Below are 11,699 nucleotides of genomic sequence, written 5' to 3' on the forward strand. Positions count from 1 at the left end.
AAACCCCGTCACGCCGGATGAATTTGTCGTTTCCATGTTCGACGTTGCAGCGCTTTTGCCGCCCCGCTCTCGCTGAGGATGCGTACCTCCCCCTCGCAACCGTCATCGGACCGGACTAACCTTGCCCTGCTCGGCCGGATCAACCGGCTAGCCGAACATGACCGGGAGGATGCGATGACACGCCAAAAGCAGCGTGACCAGGATGCTGCGCTTTCACGACGAACGCTCGTTCAGGGACTTGCGCTCGGCGCCGCCACTCTTGCCGGCGCCGGCTCCGCGCTGGCCCAGACCGGACCTGCCGCGCCGCCGACGACGATCACCACCCCGCCACGCGATTTCGGTCCCCACGGCGCGCCGACCACCTATTTCTGGGACCCCGACGTGATCGCGGTCGATCCGTCCTTCAACGATCTCGCGCAGCCTAACACGGCGATCAAGCGTCTCTACACGGGCCTGCTGTGGGCTGAAGGCCCGGCGTGGAGTGCACAGGGCCGCTATCTGCTCTGGAGCGACATTCCCAACAACAGGCAGATGCGCTGGAGCGAAGACGACGGTCGCGTCAGCGTGTTCCGCTCGCCGTCCAATAATTCCAACGGCAACTCGTTCGACTTCCAGGGCCGTCAACTCTCCTGCGAACATTTGACCCGGCGGGTGACGCGTTATGAACATGACGGTACCGCGACCGTGCTTTGCGACAATTACAACGGCAAGAAGCTGAACTCGCCGAACGATGTCGTCGCCCATCCTGACGGCAGCTACTGGTTCACCGATCCGCCCTATGGCGGCCAGCTCTACGAAGGTGAGCCCGACGCCCCGAGCGGTCCGAGCAATTCCGGCGGCAAGCTCAATCCGCGGATTGGCCAGCCCGCCGGCTTTGCACCAGGCAAGCGCGAGCTGCCGACCAATTGCTATCGCATCGACCCTAGCGGCCGTGTCGACCTCGTCGTCACCGAGGAGCAGGTGCCCGACCCGAACGGGCTGTGCTTCTCGCCGGACTTCAAGAAGCTCTACGTCGTATCAACCGGCAAGGGACCCGGCGACACCGGTCCCGGCGGCAAGGATGAGATTTTCGTCTTCGACGTCGGCGGCGACAACAAGCTGTCGAACCAGAAGCGATTCAGCGAGTGCGTGATCGACGGCGTGAAGTGCGGGCCGGACGGCGTGCGCTGCGACGTCAACGGCAACGTCTGGGCCTCCAGCAATGCCGGCCGGGCCGTCGGCTACAGCGGCGTGACGACGTGGTCGCCGGAGGGCAAGCTGCTCGGCCGCATCCGGCTGCCCGAAGTGTGCGGCAACATCTGCTTCGGCGGCCCCAAGCGCAATCGCCTGTTCATGGCCGCGAGCCAATCGCTCTACGCGGTGTATACCGCCACGCAAGGCGCAGGCCCGGGCTGAGCCCGCGCGCGCGATCGCAAGCACGGGCGTCGGCGTGGACCGCCGGCGCCCGCGGTTCCCTGATCGCAATCAAGCTACGCCCCGAGCAAATCTCCGCCATCAATCCAACGAAGATTGAATCGCGCGGCAAAGCCGCAGCGCGGTGCGAAGGCATGATGCTCTTCGTTCTCGCGTCCGACTTGAACCGGGAGTTGCGCGATGCGCCGTATGCCAAACGACACCATCATCGTCAGCGTTGGGGACCAGCAATTTGTCACTGAGTTCGGGGACCCGGGCCTGCCGAACGACGGCCGCGGCGGCAGCGACAAGATGATCGCGACCGTCGATGGGAGCAACGCGGTCCTGATATTCGTTGGGGACGACCAGACCCTGCAAGGACATTCTCACGGCGGAAACGACCAGCTCGCTGCGACCGTCACAGGCTTCGGGGACTACGTGTTCCTGGACGGCGATGCGCAGGCGATGTCCGGCGACGCCCATGGCGGCAACGATGTACTTCATGTCGATGCATCGACATCGATCTACGCGACCCTCGGTGTTTTTGGCGACGCCGAAACCGCCATGTCGGCCGACACGAGGGGCGGCAATGATGTCGTCGTTGCATCGATGGGAAACAGAGCGTCCGGCACGTTCTGCGGAGACTCCGGTAGTTCCATGAGCGATCATGCGCGCGGCGGCAATGATATCCTCAGCGTGACCCAGGTCGGCAGTTACGGCGGCGCTTCGATATCGGGCGACGCCCTCGTCTCCATGAGCGGCGATGCGCACGGCGGCAACGACATCCTCATCTACACCGTCGGTGCCGCCGCCCAATCCGGAGGCGCGTCTCTGGTCGGAGACGCCGGCTACATGAGCGACGATACCCGTGGCGGCAACGATATCCTGATCGCTACCGTCGACGGCAACCCGGACTCCACGTCCATCGTGCTCGTCGGGGATGCCTCGAACATGTCAGGCAATGCGCGCGGCGGAGATGATATCCTCCTCGGCAGCAGCCGCGACGATCTGCTGTATGGCGATGCACAGACCTACGCTCCGTTCACGGCCGGCTCGATCACGGGCGGCAAGGACATGCTGAATGGCGGTCGCGGAAATGACCAGCTCTGGGGCGGACCGAACGACGACAGATTCGTCTTCAACAAAGGTTCAGGCCTGGACGTGATCAACGATTTCGACCAGGGCAACAAGGCTGTCGGCAGCACGGCGCGCGAGCACGATGTGATCAATTTGCACGATTACGGCTTCGCAGACTGGGCGGCGCTAAAAAGCCTGATCAGCGATGACAGCACAGGAAATGCGGTGATCCACCTGACGGCGACCGATACGATTACGCTGGAGGGGGTCCATACCGCGGATCTCCATGCGAAGGATTTCATTGTGTAAGAGAGCATTCATGCGCGTTGTGATCTGCGGCGGCGGCGTGATCGGCGCCTGCACCGCCTGGTTTCTCCGCCGCCGCGGCATCGACGTCGTCGTCGTGGAGCGGGCGGACGTCGCGGCCGCGGCGTCAGGCAAGGCGGGCGGCTTCCTCGCACGCGACTGGTGCGAGGGCTCGCCGCTCGATGCGCTGGCGCGACGGAGCTTCGCGATCCATGCGCAACTGCCGGACGAGATCGCAGGCGATTGGGGCTATCGCCCGATGAGCGCTTATAGCGGCTTCGTTGCCGCCGATGGCCATCCGCGCCGGGATGCACCGTCCGCGCTCGGCTGGCTCAGCAACGGCGTCATCATCGCGCAGCGCATTGGCACGATGGAGACCACTGCGATCGTTCACCCCAAGAAATTCACCTCAGCCGTGATGAACGCGGCGCTCGCGCAAGGCGCCGAGTTTCGTCCGGGCCAGGTGACCGGCATCATGCGCGATGCGGACGGCACGACCGCGACGGGCGTCGAGGTCGATGGCCGCATCGTCGAGGCGGACGCCGTCGTGATCGCGATGGGACCATGGTCTCTGCTCGCCGCGCAATGGATGAGCCTGCCCGCCGTCTACGGTCAGCGCAGCCCGAGCATCGTGTACGACACCGGCACGAATGTGCCGGCCGATGCGCTGTTTCTGGAGTCTGAAGAGAATGGCAGTGCCGTGTCGATCGAGGTCTTTCCTCGCGCCGACGGCAGCACGCATATCACCGCTCTCTCCGACATCGCGCCGCTTCCGCTCGATCCGGCTGCCGTGATGCCGGACCACGACGCGATCGCGCGCCTGCAAACCATGTCCGAGCGGCTGTCGCCACTGTTCCGATCCGAGAGGATCATTGCGCGGCAAGCCTGCTTCCGGCCGGTGACACAGGATGGCCTGCCGCTGATCGGCAAGGTGCCGCAAAGTGAAGGTCTGTACGTTGCGACCGGGCACAATGTGTGGGGCATCCTGAATGCGCCCGCCACGGGCGAGGCCATGGCGCAACTGATCGCGGAGGGTGCGACACGCAACGTCGACATCTCGCCATTCGATCCGGCCCGCCTCGCGCCGCTCGATCCGTCGCTGCTGCGAGCGCGCTGAGCCGACGCGACGGCATCGCATTCAGCAATCGGCTTGCTGTGCGCCCACGATAGCTGCGCATGCCTACCGACGGAATCTGCATGCCTGCGCGTGAAACGGGTCCGGCAGCTTTCCTGCCCGCTATTTGCGCAGCGCTAGACTTTAGTCCGTGCCTCACAATCCTGGACGCGGTTTCACTTGCCGAGAATGTCTCCGCCGGTATAGTCGCGGCATAATGGCTCATAAGAGGCCTGTTAAGGGAGAGAACAAGATGAAGAAACCGCTCTCTGTTGCGTTGCGGATAGCACTCGGTACCGCCGCGGCCGTTGTGTTGATGACGTCAGGCGCGGCACTTGCGGCCGACCCGATCAGGATCGGCGTGATCGCGGAAGCGCAGGCGATTGCCGGCGCCTCCATCCCCCAGGCGGCACAGCTCGCCGCCGACGAGATCAACGCCAATGGCGGCGTCGACGGCCGCAAGATCGAGATCGTCTCTTACGACAATCATTCCTCCTCGGCAGATTCGGTGCGCGCATTCCAGCGCGCGGTAAACGAGGACAAGGTCAACGCGGTCATCGCCAGCTACATCAGCGAAGTCGTGCTGGCACTTGAGCCCTGGGCCTCGCGGCTGAAGACGCCGTTCGTCACGCCCGGTGCCGCGTCCAACGAAATTAGCAAGAGCGTGCATGCCGACTACGAGAAGAACAAATACACCTTCCACGGCTATCTGACTTCCGCCGCGCTGGCGCTTTCCGTCTGCGACGGCGCCAAGGACCTGCTGGTCGACAAGATGCACATGAAGACCGCGGTCATCATGAGCGAGGACGCCGCCTGGACCAAGCCGCTCGACATCGGCTACGAGGAATGCCTGCCCAAGATCGGGCTGAAGGTGCTCGACCACATCCGCTTCTCGCCCGATACCACCGACTTCACGCCGATCTTCAATAAGATCGAAGGCTCCAAGCCCGACGTGATCATCACCGGCATCTCCCACGTCGGCGTGCAGCCGACGGTGCAGTGGAAGAACCAGCAGGTGCCGATCCCGATGTTCGGCATCGCCTCGCAGGCCACCAACGAGACTTTTGGCAAGGACACCAATCAGGCGGCCGAAGGCGTGCTCTACCAGGGCGTCTCCGGCCCGGGCGTCGCGGTGACGCCCAAATCGGTGCCGTTCGCCGAAGCCTTCAAGAAGAAGTTCGGCAATTATCCCTCGTATGCCGGCTACACCGCCTATGACGAGGTCTACTACATCGCCGACGCGGTGAAGCGCGCGGGCTCGACCGACGCCGACAAGCTGGTCGCCGCGCTTGAGACGACCGACTGGGAAGGTACGATCGGCCGCGTCCAGTTCTACGGCAAGGACGATCCGTTCACGCACTCGATCAAATACGGCAAGGGCCTGATCACCGGGCTGATGCTGCAGTGGCAGGGCGGCAAGCAGAGCGCGGTCTGGCCCAAGGAAGTCGCCAAGGTCGACATCAAGTTCCCGAGCTTCATCAAGCTCTCGAACTAGCAGGACACGCTCCCGGGACCAGCTCCCGGGAGCTTCCACATGCGGCTCCCGCAGCACGTTGCCCCAGCAACATCGTCTCTCATAAATCAGATTGCCAACCTTAGATGCGTGCTTTCCAGATTCTGATCGATGGCTTTGCCATCAGCGCTCTCTATGCTCTCGGTGCCACCGGCTTCACGCTGATCTTCGGCGTGTCCGGCGTCCTCAACCTCTCTCATGGGGCCATCATGGTGGCAGCAGCGGTGGCGGCCTGGGCCGCCGCCAGCATCCTGAATGTCGGCACCTATGCCGGCGCACTGATCGGGGTCGGTGTCGCTCTCCTGACATCCTTCGCCACCTATTTTGCGGTGGTGAAGCCGATCCAGGACTCCCGGCGCATCCCGAATGAAGAGAAGGAGATCTTCGTCCTCACCGGCACGCTGCTGTGGGGGATCATGATCCAGGAGGTGATCGCTTATTTCTTCACCAACAACGCCAAGACCGTGTTGCCGATCGTCGAGGGCGTCGTCGAGATCCTCGGCGTACGCACGCCCAGCAACGAGATCTTTACCGCGATCGTGTGCTGCTTCGTCATCGCGCTGCTGTGGCTCCTGGTGAACCGCACCCGCACCGGCAAGGCGGTGCTGGCGGCCTCGATGAACCCACGCGGCGTCACCCTGCTCGGCCTCGAGCTCACCAACATCTACGTCGTGGTGTGGGCGATCTACGGCATTCTCGCCGGCATCGCCGGCGTGCTGCTCGGAATGTTCCTCGGCGTCAGCTCCTACAGCGTCGGACCGCTGACCGCGAGCGCGTTCTCGATCGTCGTGCTCGGCGGCCTCGGCAGCGTCTCCGGCTCGCTGATCGCGGCCTTTGTGGTCGGTTATCTCGAAACGCTCACGGCCTATCTGGTCTCGCCGGCCTACCGCACCATTCCGGCGCTGCTGCTGCTCGTGTTCGTGATGTACATACGGCCCCAGGGCCTTCTGGGGAGGCGCTGAGATGGCCAGCTTCTTTACGACCCGCCTGTTCTTCATCTCGCTCGCGCTGGTGGTGATCGCAGCCACGCTGCCGCTTTATGTCTCGGGCTATGTGCTCGGCTTGCTCACCGTCGCCTTTTACTTCGGCGTGTTCGCGATGGCGTGGGACCTGCTGTTCGGCTTCGCCGGCGAGGTCAATTTCGGCCCGACCTTCCTGATCGGCGTCGGCGCCTACACCGCCGGCATCCTGAATGCCCAGTTCGGCTGGTCGGTTTACGCTTGCATCGTGCTCGGTGCGCTCGCCTCCGTCATCGCCGGCCTCGTGCTGGCGCTGCCGGCGCTGCGGGTGCGCGGACCGTATTTCGGCCTGACCACGCTGGTCGCGGTGCTGATGCTGCAGAATTTCATCGTGGTGTTTGCCGACCTGACCGGCGGCGAGATCGGCCTGACCATTCCCGACGTCATCTCCATTAACGCTGGTGTCAATTACTGGATTGCGCTCGGCTTCATGACGATCTCGGCGGCGATCCTCTATGGCCTCTCGCAATCGCCTGTTGGCCTGGTGCTGCAAGCCAGCGGCCAGGACCCGGTGCAGGCCGGTGCGCTCGGCTTCAACATCGTCAAGCACAAGCTCGCCGCCTTCATCGTCAGCGCGTTCTTCTCGGGGTTATCAGGCGCGCTGCTGGTGTTCTATTTCGGCACCGCCTCGGTCGGCACCGTGGTCGACGTCGCGGTCGGCGTCAACGTGATCGTCTCGGCCGTGCTCGGCGGCCGCCGCACAGTGCTCGGTGCGGCGCTGGGCGCGATCTTCCTGATCGTCGCCGGCGAATTCCTGCGCCCCACCGGCGAGCTCGCAACCTTCATCGTCTCGGCGGTCGCGCTCCTCGTCGTGCTGTTCTTCCCCGGCGGCTTCCTCGGAGCGGCCCTCTCGCGTGAGGCGCGCTCGTGATGGATATGCGAACTTCAAACAGGGCCGTGCTCGAAGTCCGCGGCCTAACCAAGCGCTTCGGCGGGTTGACGGCGGTGAAGAACCTCGGCTTCGAGGTCAATAGCGGCGAGATTTTTGGCCTGATCGGGCCGAACGGCTCGGGCAAGTCGACCGCGATGAAGAGCGTGATGGGCATCGAGCGCCCGACATCAGGCGAAGTGATCTTCGAGGGCGAGGACGTCGCCGGCCTTCCCGCGCACAAGATCGCGCGCAAAGGCTTTGGCATGGTGTTCCAGCATTCGCGGCCGCTGAACAGGCAGACCGTGCTGGAGAACATCATGGTCGCGCTGCTGCCGGACAGCCTGTTCATGCTGTTTCCGGACAAGGCGCTGGTCGAGCGTGCCAAATGGATCGCGGACCGCGTCGGACTCGGCAACGTGATGAACCGCCGCCCGCCGACGCTGCCCTTCGCCGACCTGCGCCGGCTCGAGCTGGCCAAGGCGATCGCGCGCGATCCGAAGGTGGTGCTGGTGGACGAGCCCTTTGCGGGGCTGACGCGGGCCGAGGTTGAAATCTTCTCCGACCTGATCCGCAGTTTTCGCGACGAGGGCCGCGCGGTGATGCTGGTCGACCACAACGTCAAGAGCGTGGCCGCCCTGGTCGACCGCGTGCTCGCGATGTATCTCGGCGAGGAGATCGTCACCGGCAAGGCCGATGACGTCATGAAGAACGAGACGGTGCGGCGGGTCTATCTCGGCGGCGCCATCGAGACCCATGCGCGGCCCGAGACCAGCTTCAAGGACAAGGTGCCGCTGCTCCAGGTCGAGAATGTCAGCGTGTTCTACGGCAAGGCGCAGGCGCTGGAGAACGTCTCGATCCACGTCCACGAGGGCGAGTTCGTCTCGATCGTCGGCCTCAACGGCGCCGGCAAGACCACATTGTTCAACACCATCTCTGGCTTCCTGCCCTATACCGGTGAGATCGTACGCAACGGCGAGAAGCTGCGCGGCACGAGCCCAGCGAAAATCGCCCGCAGCGGCCTCGTGCAGTGCCCGGAATCGCGCGAGCTGTTCGGCGAGATGAGCGTGCGGGAAAACCTCGATCTCGGGGGGCAACATCTGGCCGACGACAAGCGCGCGGCACAGCTGGCCTGGCTGTTCGAGCTGTTCCCGATCCTGAAAGAGCGTCAGGGCCAGATGGCGCAAACGCTGTCCGGCGGCGAGCAGCAGATGCTTGCGATCGGCCGCGCGCTGATGATGCAGCCGCAGATCCTGATCCTGGACGAGCCGACGCTGGGCCTCGCCCCCGTCATCCTCGAACTCTTGTCCAAGGCCCTCACGAGGCTGCGGCAGACGACGTCGATCACGGTGCTGCTCGGCGAGCAGAACGTGACCTTCGCGCTTCCACATGCCGACCGCGTCTATGTGCTCGAGCATGCAAGGATCGTCTGGGAGGGCGATCCCGGCCGCTTCGCCGCGGAGGCTGGCGCCGATTTTCTCTGATTCGCCCATACCAACAACAAAACAAGCAAAGGGAAAAACGACCATGCGACCATCCCCGAATTTGAGCAGCAGCTTCCTCCTCGCTTCCGCGCTGGCGCTGTGCCTCGCCGCTCCCGCCTACGCGCAGTCGAACGACCCGATCAAGATCGGCGTCATCGCCGAAGTGCAGTCGATCGCGGGGGCCGCGACGCCCGGCGGCGCGCAGATCGCTGCCGACGAGATCAACGCCAAGGGTGGCATTCTCGGCCGCAAGATCGAGATCGTGACCTACGACAACAAGAGCTCCTCGGCGGACTCGGTGCGTGCGTTCCAGCGCGCGGTGAGCGAGGACAAGGTCTCTGCCGTGATCGCAAGCTATATCAGCGAAGTCGTTCTCGCGCTCGAACCCTGGGCGGCGCGGCTGAAGATGCCGCTGATCACGCCCGGCGCGGCCTCGAACGAGATCACCAAGGCGATCCACAACGACTACGAGAAGAACAAGTACACCTTCCACGGCTATCTGACCTCGGCCGCGCAAGCCCAGCTCGTCTGCGACGCCGCCAAGGATCTCCTGGTCGACAAGCTCAAGTTCAAGACGGTCGCGATCATGAGCGAGGACGCCGCCTGGACCAAGCCGCTCGACGTCGGCTACGAGGCTTGTCTCCCGAAAGCGGGCCTCAAGGTCGTCGAGCACGTGCGGTTCTCGCCTGATACCACCGACTTCACGCCGATCTTCAACAATATCGAGGCCAAGAAGCCGGACGTGATCGTCACCGGCATCTCGCATGTCGGCGTGCAGCCGACGGTGCAGTGGAAGAACCAGCAGGTGCCGATCCCGATGTTCGGTATCAGCGCGCAGGCGCTGAGCCCGACCTTCTGGAAGGACACCAATGGCGCCGCCGACGGCGTCCCGTCGCTGGCGGTCGCAACGCCCGATGTCGCCGTGACCTCCAAGACGAAGCCGTTCGCGGCCGCCTTCAAGGCCAAGTTCGGCTCGCCGCCGGCCTATACCGGCTACACCGCCTATGACGAGGTCTACTTCATCACGGAGGCGATCAAGCGCGCGGGCTCGACCGATCCCGACAAGATGGTCACTGAACTCGAAAAGACCGACTACGAGGGCACGATCGGCCGCATCCAGTTCTACGGCAAGGACGACGAGTTTACCCACGGCATCAAGTCCGGTCCGACGACCGTTTCGGGTCTGGTCTTCCAGTGGCAGGACTCCAAGCAGGTCGTGGTCTGGCCCGAGAAGATCGCGGACGGCAAGCTGAAGTTTCCGAGCTTCGTGAAGCTGTCGCAGTAACCGGCCCGCTCTGACGTCGAACCCATCGCTCCGCGGGAGCGGTGGGCTTTTCTTTGTCTTTCGCAGATGCGTTGTGCGGCGCACCGCCTATCGACCTTGGGTGATGTTGACTTTCCGCCGCCCCGCTCCCCATAATTCGAAAAAGAATAACAAGACCAAATCATAAAACGGTTTTGAGGGAGGATAGGATGCCGACTTCACGCAGGCAGCTGCTGAAGAGCTCGGCGGCTGCCGCCGCCGCACTCAGCCTCGATTGGACACGCGCCCAGGCGCAAGCCGAGAATTTGCGCATCGGCCTGATCTACGACCTCACCGGTCCGTTCGCCGCCGGCGGCTCGGTCGCCTCGTCGGTCGGCGCACAGATCGCCATCGACCTCGTCAACGAAAAGGGCGGCATCGGCGGCAAGACCAAGATCGTGCCGGTCGCGGCGGACTCGCAGAGCAAGGCCGACGTCGCGATCAACGAGGCCGAGCGGCTGATCAGCCAGGAGAAGATCGACATCATCAACGGCGTCTATTCCAGCGCGCATGCGGTGCCGATGGCCGCGAAGGTCGAGCAGCAGAAGAAGATCCTCTGGATCACGACCGCGGTCTCGACCGCCGTGTTCAAGGACAAGAACCTGCAATATGTGTTTCGCGCGCAGATCCATTCCGATCAGTACGGCCAGGCCTTCGCAGGCTTCGTCGCCGAGCACGCGCAAGGCAAGCTCGGCATGGACCCGAAGGACGTCAAGGTTGCGCTGATTCACGAGGACGGCCCTTATGGCGTCGGCGTCGCGGCGGCGGACGAGGCCTATGCCAAGCAGGCGGGCATCCAGGTCGTGATGCGCGAGGGCTATTCGGCTTCCGCCCCTGATCTGTCGGTGCTTGTGACCAAGCTCAAGCGCGCCAAGGTCGATGTGATCTCGCATGCCGGCTACAACCCCGACATCACCCTGTTCCTGCGTCAGGCCCGCGAGAGCGGCCTTCGGTTCAAGATGCTGTTCGGCGCGGGCGCCGGCTACAGCCAGCTCGACAAGCTGCGCGCGACCTTCGGCCCCGACATCGATAATTTCTGCAACATCGATCCGGTGCCCGCGCAACTGCTCGATCCAGCCAAGCTTGCGCCTGGAATCGGCGATCTGACCAAGACCATGGTCACGCGCTACCAGGCCAAGACCGGCGCCACCGACGTGCCGCCGCATTGCTCGATGGGTTTCAACCAGACCTGGATCCTGCTCAACAACGTGCTGCCGGTCGCCAAGGAGAAGTACGGCAGCTTCGAGCCCGAGGCCATTCGCAAGGCCGCGCTCGACGTCGACATTCCCGCCGGCGGCACCATCCAGGGCTATGGCGTGAAATTCTTCCCGCCGGGCACGCCGCTCTCCGGCCAGAACGAGCGCTCGACCCCGGTCGTGATGCAAAATGCCGGCGAGCACATCTCGGTGGTGTGGCCGACGAACATCAGGACGCGGGACCCGGTGTTTCCGCTGCCGAAGGGATCGACCTACGGGACGTAGGTTCAAGCCGCGCAGACGGTGCGTCCCTCTCCCTTGCGGGAGAGGGTGGCGGGGGCGCGGGCCGCGGCGAGGCGGGTGGGGGGTTGTCGGCGCGCGCTGGGCTAGTGGCGGGGGGTGGGGGGTTAGCCCCCCACCCCCCGCG

Annotated in this window: 9 protein-coding genes; all 9 read left to right on the top strand. The window is 64.2% G+C overall.

Going from position 1 to position 11,699, the window contains the following annotated elements:
* Positions 1-174 precede the first annotated feature (174 nt).
* The 9 genes from AC0L3K_RS23150 (at position 175) to AC0L3K_RS23190 (ending at position 11,557) form a co-directional block, all read left to right on the top strand.
* Positions 175-1,395 (top strand): SMP-30/gluconolactonase/LRE family protein, encoded by a 1,221-nt coding sequence (locus AC0L3K_RS23150; protein ID WP_007601110.1) that lies wholly within the window; start codon positions 175-177, stop codon positions 1,393-1,395.
* 198 nt (positions 1,396-1,593) lie between these two features.
* Positions 1,594-2,778: a calcium-binding protein gene (locus tag AC0L3K_RS23155; protein ID WP_007601108.1), complete on the top strand. Its 1,185-nt coding sequence runs from the start codon at positions 1,594-1,596 to the stop codon at positions 2,776-2,778.
* A 10-nt stretch (positions 2,779-2,788) separates the two neighbouring features.
* A complete protein-coding gene (locus AC0L3K_RS23160; RefSeq protein WP_473366975.1) occupies positions 2,789-3,892 on the top strand; it encodes an NAD(P)/FAD-dependent oxidoreductase in 1,104 nt (367 codons plus the stop codon).
* A 250-nt stretch (positions 3,893-4,142) separates the two neighbouring features.
* Entirely contained in the window at positions 4,143-5,384 is a 1,242-nt protein-coding gene (locus tag AC0L3K_RS23165; protein WP_219683504.1) for an ABC transporter substrate-binding protein, read from the top strand.
* Positions 5,385-5,488: 104 nt separating this feature from the next.
* Complete coding sequence (locus AC0L3K_RS23170) at positions 5,489-6,364, top strand: branched-chain amino acid ABC transporter permease (RefSeq protein ID WP_007601104.1); 876 nt, start codon at positions 5,489-5,491, stop codon at positions 6,362-6,364.
* A gap of 1 nt (position 6,365) precedes the next feature.
* Positions 6,366-7,292, top strand: coding sequence for a branched-chain amino acid ABC transporter permease (locus AC0L3K_RS23175; protein WP_219683503.1), 927 nt, complete (start codon positions 6,366-6,368; stop codon positions 7,290-7,292).
* Positions 7,292-8,773, top strand: coding sequence for an ATP-binding cassette domain-containing protein (locus AC0L3K_RS23180; RefSeq protein WP_473366976.1), 1,482 nt, complete (start codon positions 7,292-7,294; stop codon positions 8,771-8,773). Before AC0L3K_RS23175 ends, AC0L3K_RS23180 begins: the two co-directional genes overlap by 1 nt.
* 43 nt (positions 8,774-8,816) lie before the next feature.
* Positions 8,817-10,058, top strand: a complete 1,242-nt coding sequence (locus tag AC0L3K_RS23185) for an ABC transporter substrate-binding protein (RefSeq protein WP_007601098.1) — start codon at positions 8,817-8,819, stop codon at positions 10,056-10,058.
* Positions 10,059-10,246: 188 nt separating this feature from the next.
* Complete coding sequence (locus AC0L3K_RS23190) at positions 10,247-11,557, top strand: ABC transporter substrate-binding protein (RefSeq protein ID WP_007601097.1); 1,311 nt, start codon at positions 10,247-10,249, stop codon at positions 11,555-11,557.
* Positions 11,558-11,699: the final 142 nt, after the last annotated feature.

This window comes from Bradyrhizobium sp. MI1.10 (genome assembly GCF_055811035.1).